17 protein-coding genes and 1 pseudogene are annotated in these 26051 nt (G+C 49.8%); 14 read left to right on the top strand and 4 right to left on the bottom strand.

The annotated features are described in order from the left end of the window. The first annotated feature begins 252 nt into the window (after nucleotides 1-252). Nucleotides 253-2706, top strand: coding sequence for a zinc-dependent metalloprotease (locus HRU79_09530; protein ID QOJ26871.1), 2454 nt, complete (start codon nucleotides 253-255; stop codon nucleotides 2704-2706). Between the two features lie 284 nt (nucleotides 2707-2990). On the opposite strand, the gene HRU79_09525 is transcribed toward HRU79_09530, so the two are convergent. Together HRU79_09525 and HRU79_09520 are read right to left on the bottom strand one after the other, a co-directional pair. After that, a complete protein-coding gene (locus HRU79_09525) occupies nucleotides 2991-3416 on the bottom strand; it encodes a signal peptidase I (protein ID QOJ26870.1) in 426 nt (141 codons plus the stop codon). Between the two features lie 86 nt (nucleotides 3417-3502). Further along, complete coding sequence (locus HRU79_09520; GenBank protein QOJ26869.1) at nucleotides 3503-3949, bottom strand: signal peptidase I; 447 nt, start codon at nucleotides 3947-3949, stop codon at nucleotides 3503-3505. A gap of 78 nt (nucleotides 3950-4027) precedes the next feature. On the opposite strand from HRU79_09520, the gene HRU79_09515 reads away from it, so the two are divergent. The 11 genes from HRU79_09515 to HRU79_09465 all read left to right on the top strand — a co-directional run bounded on the left by HRU79_09515 (nucleotide 4028) and on the right by HRU79_09465 (nucleotide 17459). After that, a complete protein-coding gene (locus HRU79_09515; GenBank protein QOJ26868.1) occupies nucleotides 4028-4477 on the top strand; it encodes a DoxX family membrane protein in 450 nt (149 codons plus the stop codon). Further along, a complete protein-coding gene (locus tag HRU79_09510; GenBank protein ID QOJ26867.1) occupies nucleotides 4474-6291 on the top strand; it encodes a bifunctional homocysteine S-methyltransferase/methylenetetrahydrofolate reductase in 1818 nt (605 codons plus the stop codon). The genes HRU79_09515 and HRU79_09510 overlap by 4 nt, the downstream gene beginning before the upstream one ends. Before the next feature lie 32 nt (nucleotides 6292-6323). After that, nucleotides 6324-6911 carry an RDD family protein gene (locus HRU79_09505; protein QOJ26866.1) on the top strand — a complete coding sequence of 196 codons (588 nt, stop codon included), beginning with the start codon at nucleotides 6324-6326 and terminating at the stop codon, nucleotides 6909-6911. A 72-nt stretch (nucleotides 6912-6983) separates the two neighbouring features. Further along, the gene (locus tag HRU79_09500; protein ID QOJ26865.1) at nucleotides 6984-7745 is read left to right on the top strand and encodes a ComF family protein; all 762 of its coding nucleotides are present in this window, start codon (nucleotides 6984-6986) and stop codon (nucleotides 7743-7745) included. A gap of 65 nt (nucleotides 7746-7810) precedes the next feature. Continuing rightward, nucleotides 7811-9127, top strand: a complete 1317-nt coding sequence (locus tag HRU79_09495; protein QOJ26864.1) for an NAD(P)/FAD-dependent oxidoreductase — start codon at nucleotides 7811-7813, stop codon at nucleotides 9125-9127. After that, nucleotides 9111-10598, top strand: coding sequence for an aminopeptidase P family protein (locus HRU79_09490; GenBank protein ID QOJ26863.1), 1488 nt, complete (start codon nucleotides 9111-9113; stop codon nucleotides 10596-10598). The genes HRU79_09495 and HRU79_09490 overlap by 17 nt, the downstream gene beginning before the upstream one ends. Before the next feature lie 17 nt (nucleotides 10599-10615). After that, the gene (locus HRU79_09485) at nucleotides 10616-11971 is read left to right on the top strand and encodes a phosphoglucosamine mutase (protein ID QOJ26862.1); all 1356 of its coding nucleotides are present in this window, start codon (nucleotides 10616-10618) and stop codon (nucleotides 11969-11971) included. After that, nucleotides 11968-14703 (top strand): hypothetical protein, encoded by a 2736-nt coding sequence (locus HRU79_09480; protein QOJ26861.1) that lies wholly within the window; start codon nucleotides 11968-11970, stop codon nucleotides 14701-14703. Before HRU79_09485 ends, HRU79_09480 begins: the two co-directional genes overlap by 4 nt. A 72-nt stretch (nucleotides 14704-14775) precedes the next feature. Beyond that, a complete protein-coding gene (gene dprA, locus HRU79_09475) occupies nucleotides 14776-15807 on the top strand; it encodes a DNA-protecting protein DprA (protein QOJ26860.1) in 1032 nt (343 codons plus the stop codon). A 106-nt stretch (nucleotides 15808-15913) separates the two neighbouring features. Continuing rightward, nucleotides 15914-16582: an MgtC/SapB family protein gene (locus tag HRU79_09470; protein QOJ26859.1), complete on the top strand. Its 669-nt coding sequence runs from the start codon at nucleotides 15914-15916 to the stop codon at nucleotides 16580-16582. A gap of 49 nt (nucleotides 16583-16631) precedes the next feature. Then, nucleotides 16632-17459, top strand: a complete 828-nt coding sequence (locus HRU79_09465) for a sulfite exporter TauE/SafE family protein (GenBank protein ID QOJ26858.1) — start codon at nucleotides 16632-16634, stop codon at nucleotides 17457-17459. Between the two features lie 108 nt (nucleotides 17460-17567). Here HRU79_09465 and HRU79_09460 read toward each other — a convergent pair whose 3' ends face one another. Beyond that, nucleotides 17568-18698, bottom strand: a complete 1131-nt coding sequence (locus HRU79_09460; GenBank protein QOJ26857.1) for a hypothetical protein — start codon at nucleotides 18696-18698, stop codon at nucleotides 17568-17570. Between the two features lie 133 nt (nucleotides 18699-18831). Beyond that, nucleotides 18832-19860: pseudogene (locus tag HRU79_09455) on the bottom strand (sulfite exporter TauE/SafE family protein). A 698-nt stretch (nucleotides 19861-20558) separates the two neighbouring features. Between HRU79_09455 and HRU79_09450 the strand changes: the two are divergent. Continuing rightward, on the top strand, nucleotides 20559-24887 hold the full coding sequence (locus HRU79_09450; GenBank protein QOJ26856.1) for a CusA/CzcA family heavy metal efflux RND transporter: 4329 nt from the start codon (nucleotides 20559-20561) through the stop codon (nucleotides 24885-24887). Beyond that, nucleotides 24887-26014 (top strand): efflux RND transporter periplasmic adaptor subunit, encoded by a 1128-nt coding sequence (locus HRU79_09445; protein ID QOJ26855.1) that lies wholly within the window; start codon nucleotides 24887-24889, stop codon nucleotides 26012-26014. Before HRU79_09450 ends, HRU79_09445 begins: the two co-directional genes overlap by 1 nt. Nucleotides 26015-26051 lie beyond the last annotated feature (37 nt).

Genomic DNA, 26051 nt, shown 5'->3' with positions numbered 1-26051 from the left:
TTCTCATGATGTCTTTACAGGTACAATTGACAACTTAGCCTCCCCCGAAGCAGACGTGTGGCATTTCTACCCCGATCCGGCCCTCACAGCTACACGTCGCTTATCCGATGCCCGGCTGCACCAAGTCCCTCCCACCCAAAGCGCCGGGCATCTTTTTTTTACCGTCTAAATTCCATGGTTAATCTTGGCAAACTGGGAGATATGCAGTAGCTTGAGTGTTTTTTTGCGAGACCCCCAAGGCAGATGTCATTCATGAAATTCATTAACACAGCTTCTCTTGCTTCCCTGTTTGGCCTTGCATTTCTGATAGTGGCAGGATGCAGCTCAACCTCAACAATAACCAAAACTTCTGCCGACGGACCTGATTCGGCAGCCAAGAGTGCACGATTCAAGCCGTACGCAAAGGTCATTACCAAGGAAGCGATTTCTACACCTGGATTATTTAGTGTCCACCGTATCGGTGAAAAAATCTTTTTCGAGATTCCGGTCTCCCGGCTGAACCAGGAGTACTTGCTTGTGAGTAGGATTTCAAAGACGCCACAGGTTGGTTATGGCGGTGAAGAGCTGAATACGTCGGTGATTAAATGGGAGCGCAAATTCGATAAGATTCTGCTGCGCACCGTCAGCTATGAAAATGTTGCACCTGATACTGCTGCGATTTACCGGGCAGTACAGGCTGCCAATTTTGGCGAGATCATCGAGGCATTTCCGATACAGGCCTTTAGTACCGATTCGCAAAACGTGGTGATTAACGTTACCGGGTTGTTTACAGACGATGTAAGTCTGCTTACGCCGGGTTCTGGCATACGCAAGCAGTACAAGATTTCGAGGTTGTTTAAGGAGAGGTCATACGTAGATTACGTGCGCAGCTTCCCTGCGAATATCGAAATTGAAAATGTTCTCACCTTTGCTGCATCAGAGCCCCCTCAGAATCCCTCGTCGCAGGTCATGTCATTCTCTATCCATCACAGCATGGTAGAACTACCCCAAAAACCGATGATACCGCGCCTGGCCGATCCGCGTGTAGGCTACTTCTCGCTCTGGCAAACCGATTACGGCAGACCCGAACCGGAAGCTGTCACGCGCCGCTACATCCTGCGGTGGCGTCTCGAACCGTCCGACACAGCAGCCTTTCTGCGTGGTGAGCTGGTCGAGCCAATTAAGCCTATCACGTACTACATCGACCCGGCAACCCCGTATCAGTGGCGTCCGTGGCTTAAAAAAGGAATCGAATCATGGAACCCAGCCTTCGAGAAGGCCGGCTTTAAAAACGCAGTCCGGGTATTGGACCCGCCTTCTCCGGAGGAGGACTCTACGTGGTCAGCCGAAGATGCCCGCTATAGTGTTATTCGTTACTATCCGTCGCCAATCGAAAATGCATATGGGCCAAACATTCACGATCCGCGAACAGGTGAGATCATTGAGAGCGACATTGGCTGGTACCACAACATTTTAAAGTTGCAAACAGGCTGGTTTTTTGCCCAGGCTGTCAGCGACCCGCGGTCGCATACCCTGCCGTATCCCGATAGTTTGATGGGCGAACTCATTGCCACGGTAGCGGCACACGAGTTCGGACATACCATTGGCTTACCCCACAACATGGGTGCCAGCAGTGCTTACCCGGTAGATTCACTTCGATCAAAAACATTCTGTGCCACGTATGGTACAGCCCCCTCAATTATGGACTATGCACGGTACAACTACATTGCACAGCCGGGCGACGATGTGGATGTGTTCCCCAAGGTGGGTCCGTACGACGTTTGGTCGGTATTCTGGGGGTACCGTCCGATTATCGGTGCCACAACCAGCGATGACGAGTTGGATTCGCTGCATGCATGGGCAACGGCGGCAGAAGCCGATCCGTATAAACGTTTTGGCGGACAGCAGTGGATGGTGTTTGATCCTACGTCACAAATGGAAGATCTTGGTGACGATCCGATGAAGGCTGGCGAGTACGGGATAGCAAATCTGAAGCGTGCCATGGGATACGTTTACAATGCCACCTATAAAAACGGCACCGACTTCAAGAGTTTATCGGAAAGCGTGGATGATATCTGGGCACAGTTCTCACGCGAAGTTGGTCATGTAGCAAACGTCCCCGGCGGTGTTGTTGTTTCGCGCCGGGTGTTTGGCTCCACCAGTCCGATCTCGTACACGCCTGTATCACGCACCAAGCAGAAAGCAGCCGTTGCCTGGCTTGGAACACATTTGGTGAAAACACCGCTCTGGCTGCTGGACAGTTCCATCACCAGCATACTCAATCCGATTACGTTGACCGAAAAACTTGCATCAGTGCAAACACGATACATCCGCACCGCCATGAGCAATGATAAACTGGTGCGCATGCTTTCGCTTGAAGCACAGAATCAGGCACCGTACAAAGCCTCTGAGCTTCTTGCCGACATTGAATCGCTGGTATTCAGCCAAGACTTTATGCGTAGTCCGGACTACTATCAACGCAATATGCAGCGTGACTTCGTGGAAGCTCTCATTGCAAAAACCGAAAAAACAGATATTTCAAAGCTCGGGGAGTGGGCCCGCTACTTTTTTGTTGATGTTTACGCAACCGACGTACGCTCCCTTGCACGAACCCACCTCTCGCAGTTAGAAAAGAAGTTGCAAGGGGCTGGGACAGATGCGTTCAGTAAAGGTCACTTTGCAGATCTTCGACTGCAAATACAGCGGGCACTGGCGGTTACCAAGTAGGGTCGGGTTCTTGTATGTACCACCGGCAGCAAAAGAATATCGTTTCTGTCATTACAGTGCTGCGGTGTCAGTACTCTACACTGAGTGAGGGAAGATAAATCAATGAAGAACAATGATGGCATGGGAATCATACTCACTGCCGGGTGCCAGTGAACCCCATAGCCGGAGCTGCACCATGTACCGATATTCCCACGGCGTCGGAATTGAACAAAACGTCAAATCATAAAAAAAAGGTTCTGTCCATTTCATAACAGACAGAACCACTGTATCGAATCTAAACTGATTTAGGACGCAGCTGACTTGGCTGACGGCCCAACGTAGGCTATCTCCTTGCTAAAGGCCATGATTGGCAGCATGATGATATTAAAGAATAGTAGAAGAATCCCCCAAACAACGTCCTTACCATAACTTTTTGCAAAATCAATCCAGAGGATTGCCATAATCACCAACACTGCAATTGAGCCAACGATTGGAATAAATCCCAAAAGGAACAGTGCAAGCCACCAGAGTGGTCTTCCCACAATTTCGAGAAGTATTACGATGTTATAGATTGGTATAAATCCAGCCCATAACGGCTTCCCGGCCTTTTCGAAGCATTTGCCAAGGCAAAAGCCAATAAAAAGGTACACCAGAAGACCAACGATCATTATTGCAGCAAAGGCTCCAGCCAATATTCCGGTTTCCGCTGCACCGAGTCCAATATCATCCATCCTACATGTCCTTCCTGAAATGTGAAAGAAAAAATAACTATTCTAAGTCACAAATGACTTGCATGAGAACGGAGTACTACTCCGTGTTATATCAAATTCGATGTTCCACCCTGTTTGGCCGCAGGACCAATGTATGCAATGTCAGAACTAAATCCCATGATGGGAAGCATAATCGGGCTAAAAAACGTGATCAGAATTCCCCAAGCCATTGTTTTTCCAAAACTCTTTGCAAAATCAATCCAGACGATGGCAGAAAGAATAAGGACCACCAGTGATCCGATAATGGGAATAATAGCAAGGAGGACTAAGGCAAGCCACCAGAGGGGACGTCCAATTATTTCAAGCACAACAACCATATTGTAAACAGGAATGAAGGCTGCCCACAATGGTTTACCGGCTTTTTCAAAACACTTGCCAAGACCAAAACTGACAAGAATATACACCCCGATGGCTACAATGAGATACAGTGCCAAAGCCCCAAATATCAGGGCAAACAGCCCGGTAGTCTCTCCATCAACTCCAAATTCATCCATACGCATCCCTCATGTGCAATGATTGAATTCAAACGTGTTCCATGAACTTGAGAATTAAAATAATACTTTTGTTGCCGTATGCAAGCATTACCAATCATTTTATTTGTGGTTCGGGTTTTTATCGGTGGCTTCTTCCTGTATGCTGCCGTACCCAAAATTGCCGATCCTCTGGCATTTGCCACCAGTATTTCGCACTACCACCTGCTTCCGAACTGGGCTGTCAATGGCACGGCACTGATTCTGCCGTGGCTTGAATTACTTACCGGCACTGCGTTACTTCTGGGTTTTAAAACACGCACCTCTGCCGCGTTGTGCGGTGCAATGCTGGTGGTTTTTACCATTGCCGTAGCCTATGCCGTCATCCAAGGCTTGCAGATAGACTGCGGATGTTTTGGTGACCAGGGTGGCGAAGAAGTGAGCTGGCTAAAGGTGGCAAAGAACACGGCAATGATTGCCGGGTGCGTTCTGCTGATACTCAAACCGGTTACCTTCCTTTCGATTGACGAACGGTTTTCTAAACCTGTATGATATTTAACAAGCGAGGCAGCCGCCCGTTCATTACCGATGGTTCGATGGCTGTGGAGTTGGCAAAAAGGGGCTTTGCCGAGCGTCCGCCCGATAGGTATAATCTGTCGTCACCCACGGTAGTAGAACGTATTTACCACGACTTCATCCAGGCAGGAGCAACACTGCTTCAAACCAATACCCTGTTCTCCAACCGGTTTGCATTGGAATCAGTCATGCTCTCCGCACGGGTTGCCGAACTTAATCGCAAGGGTGTGTGGCTGGCACGGACTGCGTCGGCCGGACGTGTACCGGTGCTTGGAGTGATTGGTCCTACCGGCCGTTTACTGCAGCCCCTTGGTCCGCTTAATGCCACCGATGCAGTGGAGTGCTTCCGGGAACAGGCAGCATCACTACTTTCTGCAGGCTGCGATGCCATTGCCCTGAAGTCATTTATCGATATTACCGAACTGGAGATCGCAATATCAGCAGTACGCGCTGTGAGTACTGATGTTGATGTTATCGCCTTGAAGAGTTTTCCGGAGGACGCTGCCGTCCTCTCGGGACCCTACCCGAAGCTATTTGCCAAACGAATTACCCGGCTGGGTATCCAGGCGTTTGGAAGCAATGGTACCGTGGGTCCGCAAAGAATGGTAGGCATCATTGATGCACTGGCAAACGATACAATCCCACTGGTAGCCATCCCGGATGTGGGTATCCCCACCATGATTGGCGGGACGGCGGTGTACCATGCAGACCCGGAGTATGTTGGTCAGGCTGCCACCAGACTGGCAGAACACGGTGCCAGCATCGTTGGCGCCGATGGTGGTGCTACCGTCGAGCATATCGCTGCAATTGCTCAGGCAGTAGCATCCGCCAGCGTCGGGAGCAAAACACCGGTGGCACAGGTTACGGAGCATAACGCCGTACCTGACTCACATCCCAAGCCCCCTACCCAATGGTACACTGATTTACAATCAAAGTTTGTGCGGACGGTAGAACTTGATATCCCGCGCGGCCTCGATATGAGCTCGGTGATAGAGGGGGCACGATATCTACATACGAATGGGATTGATGCTGTGAATATCAGCGATGGTGCGCGGGCACGCCTGCGGATGAACCCGATTAGTATCTCCCGACTTGTTATGGATGCCGTTGGGATTCAGTGCATCACCCACATGGCTTGTCGTGACCGCAACATGGTTGGCCTTCAAAGCGATTTGCTGGGTGCTCATGAGCTGGACGTGCGTAATATTCTGGCGGTGACCGGTGACCCCACACATATCGGTGACTTCCCGTATGCCTCCAGCGTGTATGATGTGGACAGTATTGGCATGATCAGGGCAATGGACCGGATGAACCATGGGAACGACCTCATGGGTAACCCGTTGGGGTCTGCAACATCGTTCAGCATTGCATGTGCTGTAAATCCCGCCGCCGATGATATTGAGCGCGAAGTTGACCGTCTGGCACAGAAGGCGGAGCAAGGGGCTATAGCAGCGTTTTCACAACCTGTGTTTGATGACGACGCACTGTACACATTCCTGGAGCGGATTAGCAACATACCAATTAAATTTATTGTTGGCATTATACCGCTTCGAAATCTGCGCCATGCCGAATTCCTACATTTTGAAGTCCCGGGCATGCATATCCCTTCATGGGTTCGCAAGCACATGCTTGAAAACAATGAGTCGCAGCAACAGGCCACCAGCGCCGGCATTCATCTGGCAGTCCAAATGCTGTCAGCCGTGAAGAATAAAGTACATGGCGTCTACCTAATGCCTCCGTTTAAAAAATACAGTGTAGCTGTTGAAGTATTACAGCGTGCCGGTTTGTAAATTTACTCGTATCCGTATCGCAGGAATTAACCATGTCAACAAATCCCTTTTTTGTACCGAACGATCAGCCGGTGCTTGAGCGCATCGGAGCGGGTCCACGCATCGTTGCCGCAATTATCGACATGCTGGGAACGATGCTGTTAAGCATCCTACTGATTTTTATTTTAATGAACAGTGATATTGCTGCAACTCAGCAAACACAGGAAACTCTTGACTCTATCCTGGATGTGTATTCTGCTCTTGGCGTCCCTGCCGAGGTATCTGATTTTGCCACGAAGTTCATCCCGGCAATGATGCTGGCGGGAACCATCGCCGCCATCGCTTACAGCTTAATTGAAGGTCTTACGGGAGCTTCGCCCGGCAAGCGCATCATGCGCATCCGTATATGCAATGCCGATGCGTCGGCAGCTTCACTGCCGACGCTTTTGTTTCGGTGGAGTCTTAAGAATATCTCATCAGTCTGCAGTTTTCTGGCCCTGGCACCATTCCTTGCCTTTGTTGGTACCATTGGCTCATTCCTGGGCTTGATAATTTTCTTTGGATACTTTGCCATGCTGGGCGTTAACAGGCAGGCACTGTACGATATCATTGCAAAAACAGCCGTTTACAGGGTAAGCTGAACCTGAGCGTCACACTCCGCACGGCTATCCGCACGTTACGAAGAAACTGTTCACCAGCTTCGTTCACGTGTCATGCTTTCAACATTAGACCTTCTCTTTCGGCGAGTAGCTCAGGCAGGCTGCTCGCTGCTGAGCGCGTTAGATACGGTATTGTATCCGCAACACTGCCTGATTACCGGAGAACCACTGCTGGGTGAATCACCACTTCGGCATGTAAGCACACGGGGGCTTGATACATGCGCACCTGCCCCCGAAAACCACGAACTCATGCTAACGGCTCAGAAGAGAATTGGTGGTGACGATATCGCATTCAGCAGTGCAACATCCCTGTGGGCACTGGAACCGGAATCATCAATTAATGACGTTATTGTCGCAATTAAATATCGTGGCCTGCATTCCCTTGCGGTTGACCTCGGCAAACACCTTGGCGAGTTCCTTAAGGAGCGGGGGCCGGCCTGGCTTCAGGCTAACACGATTCACACCAATACCTATATCAGCTATGTACCCGTACATAAAACCCGTAAACGCGAACGTGGGTATGACCAGGCACAGTGTATAGCGCAGGGTGTAGCACTGGCACTTAACCGCTCTGTTACCCAAACTCTGGTACGCAGGCGGTACACCGGAACACAAACTGCACTGTCTGACGCTGAGCGGGCACGCAATATGACCGATGCTTTTCAGTCGGCATGCACAGCCAGTCTGCGCGGCAGCACTGTCCTGCTGGTTGACGATGTCTTTACCACAGGAGCAACCCTGAACAGCGCAGCTACTGCCCTGCTCTGTGCCGGTGTGCGAAGAGTTGATGTGGCAACACTCTGCGCCACAATCTGAATGGTTCCTCTGCAGGTGGTAGTTTTGTAAACCTGCTGTTGCACCTTTTATCGTCAGTTTACAAGATGTCAACCGGAACAAAACTCAAGGTTGTAATTATCGGCGGAGGCTTTGGCGGACTTGCAGCCGCAAAGGCACTACGAAGTAACCGCGTTCAGGTAACACTGATTGACAGAACCAATCACCATGTATTCCAGCCCCTTTTGTACCAGGTTGCAACCGCTGCATTGTCAGCCGCGGATGTGGCACAGCCTATCCGGTCCGTCCTTAGGGGAAGAGAGAACGTTCACGTCATCATGGACAACGTTGAGCACATTGATGGTAACAGCTCAACGGTGATCGGACAAAACGGCATTTACCAGTACGACAGACTCATCGTGGCGCCGGGTTCCCGGCATTCCTATTTTGCCCATTCGGAGTGGGAACAGTACGCACCCGGATTAAAAACTCTTGAAGACGCCCTGGATATCCGGACAAGACTGCTGATGACGTTCGAGGAGGCTGACCAGATAGTTGAACTGCAGCAGCTACCACATAAGCTAACCTTTGTTATCGTAGGCGGTGGGCCAACCGGTGTGGAAATGGCAGGCGCCATTGCTGAGATTTCTGCCCGCACCATGCTTCCCGATTTCCCTCGCATCAGCAGGGATGATATCCGCGTTATCCTGGTTGAAGCATCGCCCCGCCTGCTTGCTGCCTTTCACCCCGACTTGTCGGAACGCGCACTGGACCAGCTTACAGCATTAGGCGTTGAAGTTCTGCTAAATACTCGCGTCGTCGGCGTTAGCTCATCGCATCTTGATGTAGAAGGCAACGGCACAACACAGTCAATTACCACCCACAACATTATCTGGGCCGCGGGCAACAGCGCCTCGGCACTGCTGACCGATTTGCAGACGCCTCTCGACCGTTTAGGCCGTGCAATCGTACAACCCAATCTGACGCTTCCCGGAAACCCCCATGTGTACGTAATTGGTGATGCTGCGCACTTTGAAGTTGCCGGTGGGACCACACTTCCGGGCGTTGCCCAAACAGCAATGCAGATGGGCGCATTTGCCGCCGAGAGTATCCTTCTTGAAACACAGGGGAAACGAACGTCCAGCCGCGTGTTCCGCTACCGCGATAAGGGGTCGATGGCAACAATTGGCAGGGCCCGGGCAATTATGCAGATTGGCAGATTGCGCGCCTCCGGCTTCATTGCCTGGTTTGCATGGGCTGCCATTCATATCATGGCTCTGATCAGTTTTCGGAACAGACTCAAGGTTCTGATTGAATGGATGTGGTTTTACGTTAGCTTTCAGCCCGGAGCCCGCATTCTGCACCGAATTCAGGAACAGACCAGAACTACTCCGCATCCCTCCGAACATGAGCTTCATTCTTAGCCCCTTCCATGCCCATCGGATTGTGTGGGTTGTCGTCTTCCTTGTTGCCCTGACGGTTGCCGACGGTGCCGCACACCAACATCGTTTTATCATTGAGGATTCAGACGGGATTCCTGCAGAGGTGTATGCACAGCGCCGGCAGCGGCTTATCGACAGCCTGCCCGATAACAGTTTCGCCATCATCCTTGCCGCCGATGTTCGCAACCGTCAGAACGACGTTGATTACGAATACCGACAAAATAGTAATCTTTTATATCTTACAGGCTTCCCGTTTCCGAACTGCGCACTGTTACTGAGTAAAAACCCCTTTTTTGCAGGGGGCTTGGAAACGCGTGAATTGTTCTTTGTCAGGCCACGTAATCCCCAGCGCGAGCTCTGGAGCGGCATTACCGCCGGTGCTGCTGAGGCAGCAACACACTATGGATTGCAGTTTACAGCCCCGTACAGTCAGCTTACCACGGTACTTGCCACCCTCCTTGGCGAGGAAACATCAACAGTTGCCGGTAACCAGCACAATCACGATCGCATTGCCGTTGAATTGCGCTCATCACCACGTCCCGACTCGCTGTACGTTGATGGATGGCCCACTTCGGTGGTTGGGTTACCACTGTTAGACTCTGCCGTTTTCCCGGGCATCGCCACGATCCAAATGCTTCACGACCGGTTCGGATACCTGCCGGTTAAAACCCGGATACCTGCCCTTGCGGCAATGCGCGAAGTAAAGGATACCGCTGAATTACGATTAATGCGCAAGGCGGTTGGAATTACTATTGCCGGTCACGAAGCCGTTATCCGAAATGCCACAGCCCGGATGGCCGAGTATGAGCTTGAAGCTCTGATGGAGTACACGTTTAAAAAAATGGGTGCCGAAGATGTTGGCTATCCGAGCATCGTAGGTAGCAGCTACAACGCATGCGTACTGCATTATACCGCAAACCGGCGGACAACGCTTACGGGTGACCTTGTACTGGCAGACTGCGGCGCAGAATACCATGGCTACACCGCCGATATCACGCGCACCTTCCCCATTAATGGCCGGTTTACGCCAGAGCAACGGGCCATCTACAACATCGTTCTTGAAGCACAGGATAGCGGCATTGCAGCATGCATGAACGGAGCCCCTTTTAAGGCTCCACACAATGCTGCCGTACGCGTGATTACCAAGGGGCTTAAGAAACTGGGTATCATTACAACTGACGACCAGGTTAAGCAGTACTTTATGCATGGTACATCACACTACCTTGGACTCGACGTTCACGATGCCGGAACCGGCGGTCCGCTGAAAGTAAATAGCATTATAACAGTGGAGCCGGGTATTTACATACCCGAAGGCGCAGACTGCGATCCTAAATGGTGGAATATCGGCGTCCGCATCGAAGACGATATCCTGATAACCGAACACGGGCCTGAAAATATGTCGGCAGCACTGACACGTACTGCCGACGGAATAGAACGGCTGATGATGAAATAGACCGTATAACTTTGTACATGCCTCTCATTCAATCCATCTCTGGTCTGCGCGGTACCCTTGGTACAAGTTTGTCACCTCACGTTATTGCCCGGCACGCCGTTGCTGCCGCAGCCGTCTTGCCTGACGGCCATATCTGCGTTGGTACCGACGGCCGGCCCAGCGGTGAATGGATACGTGATATTGTAGTGGGCGCCCTGAGGGCATGCGGACGTACGGTGCATGTGCTTGGCACGGTACCAACTCCAACTGTACAACTCAATGTAGAACAAAGCTCGGCCGCTGGTGGCATCATCATAACGGCCTCACATAATCCGGCAGAATGGAACGGTCTGAAGTTCCTCGGGCCTGACGGCGTCTTTCTCTCTCCCGACAAATGCAGTTTGCTCTGGGAATACGCTGGCACTGATGCCAGTGTACTTAGGCTTGAACAACAGGCCGGCACGGTAAACAATATTACCACTGCAATTGATGACCATATCGGCATTGTTCGGAGACTTCCCGCAACACTCAATCTTCCTCCACTGCAATCTGACGTTGTTGCTGTTGACGCAGTAAATGCATCGGGGTCTGTGATTGTCCCCAGACTGTTACAGCGGTTAGGATATTCGGTTGCCGGCATCAACTGTAACGGCAGCGGAATCTTCCCTCACAAACCCGAACCAATTCCTGAAAACCTTACGGAATTGGCCCAGGCCGTTACCCGCTTTGGTGCATGCATGGGAATTGCCGTTGACCCCGATGCTGACAGGCTGGTGTTGATTGACGAAACCGGTACACCAATTGGTGAGGAATACACCGTCACCTTAGCCACACTGGCTGTCCTTGATGCTATACCCGATCCCGCAAACGCTTCCATTGTTGTAAACTATAGTACTACCCGAATGGTGGACGATGTTGCCGAACTGTACGGCGCTGTGGTTCACCGCTCTGCTGTTGGCGAAATTAACGTTGTAAACAAAATGCGTTCCGTTGGCGCAGTCATTGGCGGTGAAGGCAGCGGCGGCGTGATCTATCCTGAATGCCACAGCGGACGTGATGCTATGGTTGGCATCACACTGATAACGTCCCATCTCCGCCGAAAAGGGATCTCGCTGCGGGGCCTGTGCAACACAATTCCCGCATACCACATGGTTAAGCAGAAGATTGAGCTGCATCATACTACCATGGTGCCAACAATACTCAGAAACGTTGCAGAGATGTTCTCGGATGCCCGGCTGTCGTTTGACGACGGACTCCATGCTGCGTGGGGAACACACTGGGTGCACGTGCGAAGCTCCAATACTGAACCAATCATGCGCATCATTGCCGAAGCCCCCACCAGGGAGCAGGCTCTTGAACTGGCGCGGACTGTAACATCGATTGCCACTGTATGACGAAGCCCGAGCTGTACGTGTTATCTGCATGTTTACACGATGCCGTAAACAATGCAATGATTGATGCAACCGTAACTCTGCACTCATCAATTCAGGGCACATTCCTTGTTGTTAAAGATCCTCATGGCCATCCCATTGCCGTTGCGACGGCTCTTCAGCCCCAGGAACGCCCATTCGTGCAGGAATCGCGCGACAAAGTCCGGTCGGCAGCGTCCCGTATTGGCGCCCAATTGGTAATTCTGTGTACGTTTCGGACAATTGTTGCCTATTCCTCCAAACGAGACTCTGAGGCCGGCACACAGTTTACTATGCATGGGATTTGGGAAGGGGCTATGGTTGCAGATACAGACCAAATGATGGCTCCCGGCAACAAGCAGGCTGTTACCGATGCTCTACAGCGTGCATTGGCATTATCGGCCACACTACGATTGTCGTGGACGGAACACACTCTTGCCGAGCTGGCGCGCTGCTGTCACAACCCGCGTATTGAGGACTTCCCGAATCTGCTGATGCTGGCTGACCTTCCCATGAATCTTCCGGAACCCGGTTGCTCCGTGGGCCTAATGCTGGACGTTGTACAGGCTTATGTTCACGATGCCTATAACCGCGGTGCTAGTGAGTTACAGAAACTTCCAACCTTTGAGGTACGTGCTGAATTTCAGCAGCTGTTTTCAGAACTGGTTCGCGAGATAGTGTTTGCTGGTCAGTGGGAACTGTATAAGGCACCTGACAGACAGAAGGCTCGGATTTGGGCAGCAGCCTACCGCGGCATACCGGTGCCGACATTTGATGCCATTGACTTTGCAGTAATTGCGTCGGATATCCACGCTGGTTCAAAGCCCCCTGTCATCATTGAAAGCGGAAGCTCAATGGGCAGGATTGAACAGCGTGTTCAGCTGCTTGTGCCTGGCGCAACTGTGCGGATAGAGTCTGCTCTGGCTGGAACACCGGAAGAAATTATGGACGCCTTACACCAGATTTCCGGCGTGCCGCACGCCACACTGCTCTGGTTTACACCAATGCAAACACTAAGAAGCCGGCTGTATGCACATGTCCGCACTACGCTGCTGGATAATTTCCGCGTCAGATGGATTCTGTTTGCTGATGCCGAATCATTCACCACTCCTGATGCCGGTGTGTGCTGTGTAATTGCCGAGACAGGTACCACCTCAAAACCTGACATGGTCTCGTTTGCCTGTTTACGAATGCCGCGCAGCACGGTAATTGAACCAACCGAACCAGAGGCATTTGGCCAAAAGCGTATTGAGAGCATTCAACAGTACATCCGCTACCTGCATAACAACGGACGCAACCGCACCAATGCCGAAGTAAGTGTCCGACACGTGCGTCAGCACACCCTGCTCCGGCGGAGCAAAGGTGCAAACTCGTCGTGGGATGATTTAATTATTCCACCGGACGACATCTCTGCCATTATTAACAAAATTTCTAATCGTTTAATCCCTCTTACTTCTCTTGCTGATGTTCACAACGGTATTCGGACCGGAGCTAATGAGATACTTCTGCCAGCGATCGACGAGATTGTCCGCAAAGACCTCGAATCCAGATTTTGGCAGCGGTGCAACGACCATGGCAACCTGATCGACAATACCGTTATCACCTCCGACTCTGAAATTGAAAGTATTTACGGCATCCCTCCGGCTTATCGCAGGCTCCTCGTCCTGGGTACAGAGCGGGATACTTTCTCCGGAAGCAATGTTGGCAAGCACATTACGGAAGCTGAAGAGGCAGGAATCCACCTTAGACCCTCACTTCAGCAACGTACACCCTGGTGGCATCTGGGCGAGCTGATTCAGCCCGACCTGATAATTCCCAAAACCCAGAGTAAACGTTGGATTGTTGCTCTGAACCCTGCCCATGCCTTTGTAACCGACGCAGCAATTGGAATCACCGTTCACCATGCTCCGTATTCCGGTCCCATTGCTCTGTGGTTAAACAGTACGGTTGGACTATTCTACCACCTGCTGTTGCGGAATGATGCTGTTCATACCGATGTTACCGTGCGCGACGCACGGGAGCTGCTAATTCCGGATCGTGCCATACTTGATCAGATTGATGTACAGCGTCACCGTGAGCTCTTGTTCCGTCCGATACGTACCCTTGCCGATGAATACGGCACCGGTAATCCAGACGCTGTACGGTTAGACGGCATCAGGCGCGACCGCCGGCGCTTAGACCGTTGGCTGATGGAACACATTTTTACGCTTACCCCCCAGGAGCAGCTCTGGCTGTACCGCTTAACGCTGGCATGGTTTACTGAACAGACCAATGTTGCCCATATTGCCACGGCACTCGCCTCCAGGCTTGCCGGCACCTGTAAGCTTACGGCTATGTCGGAGTGGTATGACTCCCGCATCAACCAACTGCCCAAGAACACCACACGCACCATGGTAATTGAGGCCGATATAACACACGCCACAAACAACACGGGAATGTTTGGCACTCATGTAACCCTTTGGAAGGGGGCTAAGGTAGGTGGTGTTATTGACTGCTCGTCCGACGCCGAAGCCGAATTAGTTGCATTGCTTATTAACCTCGGAAAAACAGAGATAACGATCCCTTCTGACGAGCCGCTTGTTCAGGAAGTCCTGCCGCTTGTTCAGGCGTTTAGCAATACGTTGGACACCGCATTGCAGGAACTTCGTACCGCCGTCCCTGCCGACTTATTTCCGGCCATCGCCGCAATCATACAACATGACCTTGTACAGATGTAGCTGCTTTTAGTCGTGTCACACCATTGTCTGTAACGCATACAATGGTATATGGCATCACCTGAACCCTGGCCCTTGATTCGACTTGTAGAATTATCGTTAGTTGGAAAACTTACCAATGCACAGCGGTGTTTGCTTGTTGAGAAGTATGCTACGGCCGAAGACGCACTGGCATCTCTTGGCATTCTCCATTTTGAATTGTACCAGGTAGCTGAGAAAATCATCACTAAATGTCAGGAAGCCAACGTCCGCATTCTCAGCCGGTGGCACCCCGATTTCCCGTCGCGTCTGCTGGTGGCTGACCCTATGCCAATGCTTCTGTACGTAGCCGGAAACCTTCCGCCATCATCAGTACCGGCTATTGCCGTGGTAGGCACCCGATCGTGTACGGCATCGTATGGTAAACCGGTAACCGAGAAGTGTGTAGAGTTGTGGACAAAATCGGGCTGTGTTATTGTTAGCGGTCTTGCCAACGGGATCGACACCATTGCCCATGAAGCATGTCTGCGTTCGCGCGGTACAACCGTTGCCGTCATAGCAAGCGGACACCAGCGGATTTCGCCTCAGTCGGCACAACACTTGTCAAAGCAAATTGTAGAGCACGGCGGTGCTGTAATCAGTGAATATCCAATCACCGTTGCAGCCCTGCCGCCATATTTTCCGGCCCGCAACCGCATCATCTCTGCATTGAGTGATGCCGTTGTCATTGTCGAAAGCAAGCTCACCGGTGGTGCACTGATCACTGCAGATTTTGCTCTCCGGCAGGGTACCCCGCTATGGGCAGTTCCAGGCCCCATTACAGGTACACGAAGCGCTGGGTGCAACAATCTCATCAAGACCGGGAAAGCCATGCTTCTGGACTCGGCCGAAAGTGTTCTGAACACGCTGTTTGCAGGTACCATGCACGAACAGTTTGCAACTGATAAACATTGTTACGACTCGATCCCTACCGACCTCGTTAAACTCTTTGGTGCTGACCCAATCTTCACTGAAACGGCTGCTCAGCAGTGGAACTGTAGTATTGCGGAAGCACTTGTAAGGTTATCAGAGCTGGAGATGAACGGCTATATTCGCCAGATCCCCGGCGGCCGATGGCATCTTGCCTGAAATTTCAGGCAATAGTGGAAACGGCTCTGTCCGTACTTTCGTACCATTAGCTACGTTACTCGTGTTGCAACACCACACCGTTTCACGTCAGCAGAGGAGGTACACCATGCTTGAAACATCCGAAATTGCAACCCGCCTGGTTGTTGCTGCCCTGCTTGGCGCTCTTGTAGGAATTGAGCGTGAGCGTAAGCAGTGGACGGCCGGTTTACGCACCCACATGATGGTTTGTGTTGGTGCCTGTTTAATCATGATCGTATCGGCATTTGGGTTTTCTGACATCCTGGGAACGGCAAACGTTAATCTGGATCCCTCCCGGATTGCCGCCCAGGTAGTTAGCGGCATTGGATTTATCGGTGCCGGAACCATCCTGTTTTCCAAGCAAGGAACGGTTCATGGTTTAACCACTGCGTCAGGCCTGTGGACTGTTGCCGCAATCGGACTGGCAACCGGCAGCGGGATGTATTTTGCTGCCATTGCCACAACCATCATCGCACTGATTATCCTGTACGCACTGCGTCCGTTTGAGCACTTCTACTCCAGGAAATTCAAGCGGCGAATGCTCCGTTTAACAACCGCACCCAATGCCAGCAACTCCGGCATTTTCATGTACCTGCTAAACCGCCCCGACATCACGATCGAGAACTACACACTCGACAAAACCGAGCATGAATGTGTATATGATTTAACAATTTCTGGTATTAACGGTAAGATTGCCAATGACATATTACAGGCGCTGAAAGATGATTCAACGATTAAGGAAATTCACTGGACGTAGGGTGTGATCACTACACCATCATTATGAAACCCATGCTAACTAAACATTTATGGTAGTAAGCTACGCACTGTTTATTGCGCTTGGCTTTGGTATTGGTACCGTTGGAACGCTCATCGGAGCTGGGGGCGGTTTTATCCTGGTACCGCTGATGCTGCTCCTCTTCCCGGACTTGTCGGCACAAAGTATCACCGCTATTTCAATGGCCATTGTTGCTATTAATGCCACATCGGGTTCAGTGGCCTACATGAAATCTAAACGTATTGATTATCGTTCGGGCATTCTTTTTGCCATTGCAACGATACCCGGTTCAGTTCTTGGTGTATTAACAACACAGGTTATCCCACGAACGCTGTTCAATATCATTTTTGGTATCATTTTGTTTGTTGTGTCGGGCTACCTGTTTGCATTCGGAGGTAAACGAAAGCCCCTTACCAGAAAAGCTGTTCAATCGGGACATACTGTACGACGTTTTACCGACGGCGACGGACACGAATACACGTATTCGTACAACCTGCGTCACGGCATCATCTTAAGTACCCTTGTTGGCTTCTTCTCGCCCTTGCTGGGCATTGGTGGCGGGATTATTCACGTGCCGGCAATGACAGAATGGTTGTTGTTCCCTGCCCACATAGCCACGGCAACATCTCACTTTATTCTGGCAATCATGGCAACGGTCAGTGTTATTGTGCATTTGGTGGAAGGCAGTTATAGTCAGTACCTGATAACGCTGATCGTACCGCTTGCGATAGGTGTTATACCCGGTGCCCTTGTTGGCGCACGCCTATCCAAAAAAGTCAACGGTATCTTCATCGTTCGTGCCCTGGCTGTCTGTCTTGCCATTGTGGGCATTCGAATCCTGTGGCTGGCATTTCTGTAGCATCGAACCGGGTTACGCCGCATACGCATGTAGAATTTTCTTTTTGCTGATGGCAACGGTGCACCTGCTGCAAGCCCTGAAGCATTGTTTAGTACCGGGAATATCGTATCAGGGGGCTTCAGGCATGGTGCCGTGCTGACCGGGATGAGCCGTTGTACCAATGCCTGTTTGATGTCCACACTTTGCGCAGAATGGTAGGTGGACGAAGTTTTTTTGTCCACACCGTTCACAGCATGCAAATAACTCCAGGCCGCAGTACCGGCAGTAGTCCGTTGCCTGCTTCACGGTATCCTGAGGCTGTGTAACCATTGGTGGATGCTCCCATTTTTTAGGAAGAAAGTCTTTCCCGCACGACGGGCATACATGGTGCTCCAGCGATTTTTCTGCCGTTGACGACTGTATTCTGCCGGCTCTTTCCTTTGTTGATATTTGTAGCTCAGCACGCTTTTTCTCATTATACAACCGGATTCGCTGTATCGCATAGTAACCTATCCCCGCCGTAAGAAAAACGCCGACGGAATAGCGAACATACCCGCCGTAGCTGGGCATATACGGGACTAAGCCAAAAAAGAACGCATACACAGCGTACCACGAAAAGCCAAGGTAGAGCGGCCGAAACTTACTGCCCCGCTTTTTCATGAAGAAGTATAAGCCCAGGCCTAAAATCGGTCCCACAAACAGAAGCCGAATGATAAACACCTCCAGCTCGAAGTACCGATAGGCTGTCTTGTACCGATCTGTTATCCGCTGTTCTATTGCAGATTGCCGTGCTTTCAGCTTTTTCAGCCGTACTCCGGCATCGTCCCGGAGCGATTGCAGTCTGCTCAGCTCAGTATTCCATGACTGTTCAACCCGGTAATAGTCATCAAGTTTTTTTGCTCTTTCCGTAACCTCATGATCTTCGGTTGGCGACCCCAGAGTAGTGCGTGCCCGAACCCAATTATCGAATGAGTTTTTTTCACTCGCGTAATTTTTCTGTGCAGTCGCAATTGTCCGTGAAATCACAGACATTTTAGAGTCAAGTTCTTCAATGGTCTGCTGCTCCTTTTTCAGTTCACTGCGAATGTTTGCCAAAGCCCCAGGGTTGGCATAATCACTCCACCCTGGGTGCGGAACTGCACCGCCCAAATCATCAAGGATTTTGTCGGATAGGAGTATCAGAAATAGGCACAGGACAGCCGTGATGACGTAATTCACAAGCCGGGTTGTTCGCTCCAGCTTCTTACTATTGATTTCCATGATAACTCCGGACTGCAAGTGAAACGACAATATACGGGGATATCATGCCTTGATTACATTAGCTTTGATAATTCGATTTGTTATAGTAGTTTTTCTATTATCACAATATCCGGATTCCACCGGTAGTTCCCACTCATTCAAAATCCAACTTTGTGAGCTCATGGTTTTTGTAACAGTAAAATTCATATGCGGGATGTTCACCTATTTTAAACACCTTTTCAAGTTCGATTGTATCGTACGTGCCACGCAGCGAGTCGTATTTTACGCGCAGAGTGTATGGTAATTCATTCGGTTGAATAGGACGTTCTACTTCCAACCCGTCATCTATTGCAAACTCCAGGACAAAACTGCTCTTGCGCCATTTCATCGTAGTTTCATTTAGAGCATTCTCTGATACAGAAATATGATCCTGCCGGATTATCTGCGCCGATGTGCTCCCCAGTAGAACAACTCCCGAAAGCACCATAGCCCCGTACCCAATTTTGCGGAATACAAAGTCACTTAAATGCGGTAGGATGAATTTTACCGTGTATGCCGATAGCACTGCCCCTACGGCGATTGTAAGACCCAGCCACGATGCAGTTTGAGAGTACAAACCCAATGCAATATACATAGCTAATTTTATCACATGGAGTGAAACCTCGTTAGCAGCTCTGGTAGCAACAATCTCTTCTTTTGTTAGCCCATATTTAAGATAGAACCTGTTAAATAGCAACCCAATTGCACCTGTAATCCCCGATACGAAGCCTGCAAAGAACCCCACCACTGCAAGCACCCACCTAGGATAAGGTTTCTCCTCGGCGTGCCGTTTTTTTCTTGATTTTAGCAACTGAGGGACATTAGTAATTTAAATTAGTGCCACCAGTAGTTGTAGATAGAGCGGATCTATATATTTAATCAGGAAAGCACCAACTAGAACAGTAGGTATTGAGAATGGTACAAACCACAAGAATATCTTCCAGTTGATGTTCTTTTTAAATACTACAATTCTGGAAATTGAACTCGATACTGTGCCAACTGTTAGCGAAAATGGAATTACCGAAACCGGTAGCACCAGATTAAGTGCCGGCAGCATTATCAGGCTTGCGCCCCCACCACATATTGCACTTATCCAAAACGCTAGAACCGTGCCAACGAACAGAAATATTACGTTTTGTGCCATAGAGTAAAAAGAACCACCCCGTTTGAACACTACCAGTAATTATGGTGTGCAATAACTGTAACGTACCATCTATAGTGTTCGTGACTACTTTCTGATTTTAGAATGTTCATTGCGGTTTGTCGATGAAGATGGTCGTTATCTGGATGCTTCGCAATCTAGCTTTATAGGGCATCACTGAATTAAAATTCATAAGTAAGACGTTGTTGGCCATGCATAAGAAATCCGGAAACAAAAAGCGAAACGGCTTACGTAATCGTTTCTACACACATTGCGTATTTTTGCTGTGATGCGGAAAGTGTTAATCATATTGTTGACAGTGCTACTTATACCGGGTAACGGCCTTCCCGAGTTTGAGCATGTTGCGGCTGTAATTCAACACTACCATCATCACATTCAGGTTCATGGCGAGCACAACCTACCGTTTCTGCAATTCCTAGTGGATCATTATGGTTCAAAAAGCCACAAGGATGCAGAGCACGATCAACTGCCATTTCATGGTTGCAGTCACTGCCAGGCAGCACCCATCGTATATATAGCTCACCTGCAAAGTACCAATACAGAGCCCCCTGTTAATATCGTCCGTACTATGCTGCCCGAAAATCAAAAGGGCACATCACACCGATCTGACTCTGTTTTTCAGCCGCCCCGTGCTTGAACTGTTCCGTAAATAGTTTCATTCACCACTTTTGGGCGATTTTATGTTTAACCGAATTATTGCATTCTCGGTTGCCAACCCTTTAATAATAGGCATCGGTGTTCTTGCACTGTGTATTTGGGGCATTGTTAGTTTTTCGGCCTTGCCCATTGATGCGGTTCCGGATATTACCAATAACCAGGTGCAGATTGTTACGCTCTCACCCGCACTAGCACCACAAGAAATTGAGCGTCTGATTACTGTTCCAATCGAACAAACGATGGCCACAATTGATGGTATCGTTGAGCGCCGATCCATTTCTCGTTTTGGACTGAGTGTTATTACTCTCGTGTTCAAGGACAACGTAGATCTCTATTGGGCACGTGCACAAGTGGATCAACGGCTTATCGAGGCACAGCACGACATCCCCTCGGGAATGGGCGTGCCTGCCATGATGCCTATCACCACCGGGTTAGGCGAAATCTACCAGTATACACTAGAGGTCGACAATAGTCATAAAAGTGAATATACACCTATGATGTTGCGTACTCTGCACGACTGGATTGTTCGGCGCAATCTGCTGGGTACTGAGGGAGTTGCAGATGTAGCAAGTTTTGGCGGATTCCTTCGCCAAATAGAAATTGCTGTTGTTCCTGAACGTTTGGCTGCATACCAACTAAGCGTAGCTGATGTTTTGGAGAAAATTCAACAAAATAGTGGCAACTCGGGCGGTGCCTATATCGAACGCGGTGAACGCGTTGCCTTTATCCGTACCGAAGGACTGGTACGCTCAGCTGCCGACATTGAAAACATTGTTCTTAAAAGTACTACTAAGGGCCTTCCGCTTCTTGTACGTGATATTGCCACTGTACATGATGGTTCAGCCGTCCGGTATGGCGCTTTAACCGTTGGTGACTCTACCGAGGGTGTTGGCGGTATTGTGTATATGCTGAAAGGGGCTAACAGCTCGCAGGTAATTGAGCATGTTAAAAAGCGCACTGCAGAGATCGAAAACATGTTACCGCCAGGAATTACTATTGTCCCTTACCTTGACCGGTCTCACCTGGTTCAACGCACGATTCATACCGTGGCAACAAATCTTACAGAAGGCGCACTGATAGTAATTTTTATTCTGGTTTTACTGCTTGGCAACCTTCGTGCCGGCATGATCGTAGCCAGTGTGATACCGCTGAGCATGTTGTTTGCAATTGGTCTTATGAATGTATTTGGCGTTTCGGGTAATCTAATGTCGCTTGGTGCCATTGATTTTGGTCTAATCGTAGATGGAGCTGTGATTATTGTCGAGCATGTGCTTCACATCCTGAGTGGCGTTCGTATTCGTTCGCGCGACCACGCTGTTGGTGTTATTCGAGATGCAGTACAGGAGATTCGGCGAAATGCTGCCTTTGGCGAGGGTGTTATTCTGATTGTGTACCTGCCACTACTAACTCTTGTTGGTATCGAAGGGAAAATGTTTGTACCAATGGCTCAAACAGTAATGTTTGCTATCATCGGTGCCTTTATTCTAAGCTTAACATACGTGCCTATGATTTCGGCACTGCTCTTACGTAACTATAAATACAGTGGTCGCACAATGGCAGACCGGATAATGAACGGTATTCTGCGACTCTACGTGCCACTTCGCAGGTTTGCGCTTAGAAGAACAGCTGCTCTCCTTACCGGAGCCGTAGCTTTACTTGTAGCTGCCGCCGCCGGCTTTATGTCTATGGGAAGTGAGTTTATTCCCACTCTGGCCGAGGGCGACTTTGCAGTAGAGGTTCGTTTGCCCACGGGCAGTTCACTTACTCAAACAGTTCAGGTAACGCACAAAGCGGCACGCATCCTGCAAGAACGGTTCCCAGAAGTGCGCAGCGTGGTAGGTAAGATTGGAACAACCGAAATTCCCCTCGATCCGATGCCTCTGGAAGCTTGCGACCTTATGGTGATGTTAAAACCACGCAAAGAATGGACTACAGCGCATACTCGCGAGGCCCTTGCCGACACTATGCAGCGTGCTTTACAAGAAATTCCAGGAGTGCTATTTGGATTTCAACAGCCTATTCAGATGCGTTTTAATGAACTCATTACTGGTGCACGTCAGGATGTTGTATTAAAAATATTCGGCGATGATATGCAGACTCTTGCCGCTCTCGCGGCAAAGGTTGGCGACAGCGTTTCTCATATCCCCGGCGTTGCCGACCTGTATATCGAGCCGGTAGAAGGATTACCGCAAATCGTTGTTAAAGCAGACCGTGAAGCATGCGCGATGCTTGGCGTTTCGGTCGACGATATCAATACAACTGTACGAGCTGCATTCGCTGGTGAAGTTGCCGGACAGTATTACGAATCCGAACGACGCTTTGATATAGTGGTACGATTGAATCAAACAGACAGAACATCGATTGCCGACATGGAACGCCTTACCGTTAATTCTTCTTCCGGCACATTGATACCACTGCCTCAGGTAGCTCGAATTGATTATGCCGACGGTCCCAACCAAATACAGCGTGAAGATGGAAGACGCAGGATAGTAATTGGTTTTAATGTTCGTGACCGTGACGTGAACACCATTGTAACAGAAGCACAACAGCATCTTGCCGGTTTGTCTCTCCCAGCCGGATACGAAATTCAGTATGGCGGGCAATTTGAAAACCTTCAACATGCATCTGCCCGTTTGCTTATTGCTGTTCCGGCCTCAATGCTGCTGATTCTTTTCTTACTATACCTTACGTTTCATAGTGTTACGGAAACTATCATGGTATTTACTGCTATCCCACTCTCGGCTATAGGCGGTGTCGCAGCATTAGAACTGCGGGGGATGCCATTTAGCATTTCTGCCGGCGTTGGCTTTATTGCATTGTTTGGCGTAGCCGTTCTAAACGGCATAGTGCTTTTGGCAGCATTTCGAAAAATCCGTACGTGCGGCAATTCTTCTATCCTTTCCGTGGTAGTTCGGGGTACAACGGCACGGCTTCGTCCTGTTGTGATGACTGCACTTGTTGCCTCGCTCGGCTTCTTGCCAATGGCACTTAGCACCAGTGACGGTGCCGAAGTACAACGGCCATTGGCAACCGTAGTTATCGGCGGGCTGATTACCAGCACCTTACTCACACTTGTTGTTCTTCCTGCCCTGTATCACGTAATCTATAAACGTAGAACAGAACGCCAGAAAACATCTAAGATCGGTACCTTGGCCATACTACTGCTAACATTGATACCAACAGTAGCATATTCACAGCCAACAATACTCAGCCGCAGCGAAGTGCGGGCACGTGCAATGAACACCAACCTGGATGTTATCATTGCAGCAAGCAAGGCTCTTCAGGCCGACCGGTTAAGGGGAGCAGCATTGGATATCGGGCCAACAACACTTTCATGGAGTGCCGGACAGATGAATAGTTTTGAATTTGATAATTCATTTAGTGTACATCAAAGTATTCCATGGCCAGGCAAGCTAAATCGTACAGTAAAACTATTTACTGAGCAGGCTGCCGAAGCTCGGATCGGTGAACAATGGACGCGTAGAACAGTTACAATCGAGCTGGAGCGCACCATGGACAGAATCGCATTTACACGCGAGCTGATATCGCTATACCGTCACCTGGATAGTCTGTATACACGCAGCGTACTGGCAGCAGAGTTACGACAGCGCACCGGTGAAGCTACTCAGTTAGAGGTAGTTCACCAGCAAAGCCAGCTTCTGGAATTGCGCGCTCGTGAACAACAAACGTCAATGCAACTGCAGAACCTTGAAACTCAATTACAGGTACTGTGCGGAGGAGAACGTATTACCATTGTGGATTCAGTACTACAGCAGCGGTCTCAACCTGCCGACACTACTCTTTCTGAGCTTGCCAAAACACGCTACCTACAGCGTATTCGAACAGCACAGGCAAAATCAGACGCACTTTCCGAATGGCTCCTGCCAAGTATCCTGATAGGATATACCAACCAATCAATGATAGGGATACCATTACACAGCGGACAGATTGCAACTTCAACCGACCGTTTCCATACGCTCAACATAGGTATTGAAGTGCCGCTGTGGTATAGTCCGGAGCAAGCACGGAAACAACAGGCAGACCTCGATCTGCAACTTGCTCACACCGAGGCAGAACGATCGATAACCAATGCGGAATTCGAATGTTTGAAGATTCGAAACAATATCGTTGCTCTCGCCTCTGTTGTGGCATTTTATCAGGGCACTGCTCGCACCGAAAGCACAACCCTCGAAACACAAGGGTATCAAGCCTATCAACATGGTGAGATCGACTGGCTGGAGTTGCAACAAAGTCTTCAGCGCGCTCTAACAATTAACATTAACAGGCTATCCTCTATTCTGGAGTATAACGATGCCGTGTTACAACTTGAATTACTAACAGGACGCAACTAATGATACGCCATTATATTTTAACAATAGCAATCGCTGTACTATTCATCTCGTGCACTAACAACGACACTCCCGCTGACAACCATGGTCACGACCATGCAGGCCCTGCCGTTGGTACTAACTCCGGCATTGACCTTACATCGGCACAGGTCCATGCAGCCGGCATCGAAACGGCTATGCCGTCTTTTAAAATGATGTTTACACCTTTACTGGTCCACGGTATATTAGAAGTGCCACCTCAAAATCTAATCAGCATCCATGCTATACTTGGAGGTATTGTAAAAAAGACTACTATTATCCCTGGTGAACAAGTTCATAAGGGGCAGGTATTAGTGATCTTGGAAAACCCGGAGTTTATAACACTTCAAGAAGAATATCTTACTACTAAAGCACAAACAGAGCAGGCTGAACTAGACTTAACACGTCAGCAAACTTTAGCTGCTGATAACGTGAATGCACGTAAGAGCCTGGAACAGGCCGGAACTCAGGCATCCGTATTACGAATCAGGAAGAAAGCATTGGCCGAACGTCTTGCTTTGATTGGTATAGATGCAACCACGTTAACACCTGAAAGGATCTCACGTCAGATCTCGCTTACAGCCCCTTTCAGCGGTTACGTTACAACACTCAATGTAAACATAGGTACCGCCGTAGAGCCAAATGGTAAAGTGCTCGAACTGGTGGATCCCAGCCATATTCATGCCGAGTTGCAAGTGTTTGAGCGCGATGTGCCGCAACTGCACCAAGGGCAAACCTTTACTGTTGTGTTAAGTGGTGAGCAACGCCAGCGTAGCGGACACATCCACCTGATTGGATCTGAAATTAGTACCGATAAGACCGTATCGGTCCACGGTCATCTTGATAGTCTAGACCCCACCCTTCGCCCCGGAAGAACGATAACGGCAACCATCGCCACCGATCCACACGAAGCTCTCACGGTTCCCGAATCGGCACTAATTCAGTCCGGAGGGAAATCATGGGTGTATGTACAAGATTCGCCGGGTCGGTACAAGATGGTTATAGTCACGGTTGGTAGTAGAGCAAATGGTTACGTAGAAGTGAAAGGTGATGGGTTAGACACAACACACGAAGTTGTTGTAAAGGGGGCTCAGGCACTGGCAGCGCACTAACACATGAACTGTGGGTTTAAACCGGAGTGCGGGTGGT

The organism is Ignavibacteria bacterium, from assembly GCA_015709655.1.
GTDB lineage: Bacteria > Bacteroidota > Ignavibacteria > Kapaibacteriales > Kapaibacteriaceae > OLB6.
This window is presented reverse-complemented; position numbering and strand designations above follow the sequence as displayed.

Coding starts and splice junctions, on each gene's coding strand:
- HRU79_09530 (QOJ26871.1), top strand. CDS start 253: ATGAAATTCATTAACACAGCTTCTCTTGCTTCCCTGTTTGGCCTTGCA.
- HRU79_09525 (QOJ26870.1), bottom strand. CDS start 3,416: ATGGATGATATTGGACTCGGTGCAGCGGAAACCGGAATATTGGCTGGA.
- HRU79_09520 (QOJ26869.1), bottom strand. CDS start 3,949: ATGGATGAATTTGGAGTTGATGGAGAGACTACCGGGCTGTTTGCCCTG.
- HRU79_09515 (QOJ26868.1), top strand. CDS start 4,028: ATGCAAGCATTACCAATCATTTTATTTGTGGTTCGGGTTTTTATCGGT.
- HRU79_09510 (QOJ26867.1), top strand. CDS start 4,474: ATGATATTTAACAAGCGAGGCAGCCGCCCGTTCATTACCGATGGTTCG.
- HRU79_09505 (QOJ26866.1), top strand. CDS start 6,324: ATGTCAACAAATCCCTTTTTTGTACCGAACGATCAGCCGGTGCTTGAG.
- HRU79_09500 (QOJ26865.1), top strand. CDS start 6,984: ATGCTTTCAACATTAGACCTTCTCTTTCGGCGAGTAGCTCAGGCAGGC.
- HRU79_09495 (QOJ26864.1), top strand. CDS start 7,811: ATGTCAACCGGAACAAAACTCAAGGTTGTAATTATCGGCGGAGGCTTT.
- HRU79_09490 (QOJ26863.1), top strand. CDS start 9,111: ATGAGCTTCATTCTTAGCCCCTTCCATGCCCATCGGATTGTGTGGGTT.
- HRU79_09485 (QOJ26862.1), top strand. CDS start 10,616: ATGCCTCTCATTCAATCCATCTCTGGTCTGCGCGGTACCCTTGGTACA.
- HRU79_09480 (QOJ26861.1), top strand. CDS start 11,968: ATGACGAAGCCCGAGCTGTACGTGTTATCTGCATGTTTACACGATGCC.
- HRU79_09470 (QOJ26859.1), top strand. CDS start 15,914: ATGCTTGAAACATCCGAAATTGCAACCCGCCTGGTTGTTGCTGCCCTG.
- HRU79_09465 (QOJ26858.1), top strand. CDS start 16,632: ATGGTAGTAAGCTACGCACTGTTTATTGCGCTTGGCTTTGGTATTGGT.
- HRU79_09460 (QOJ26857.1), bottom strand. CDS start 18,698: ATGGAAATCAATAGTAAGAAGCTGGAGCGAACAACCCGGCTTGTGAAT.
- HRU79_09450 (QOJ26856.1), top strand. CDS start 20,559: ATGTTTAACCGAATTATTGCATTCTCGGTTGCCAACCCTTTAATAATA.
- HRU79_09445 (QOJ26855.1), top strand. CDS start 24,887: ATGATACGCCATTATATTTTAACAATAGCAATCGCTGTACTATTCATC.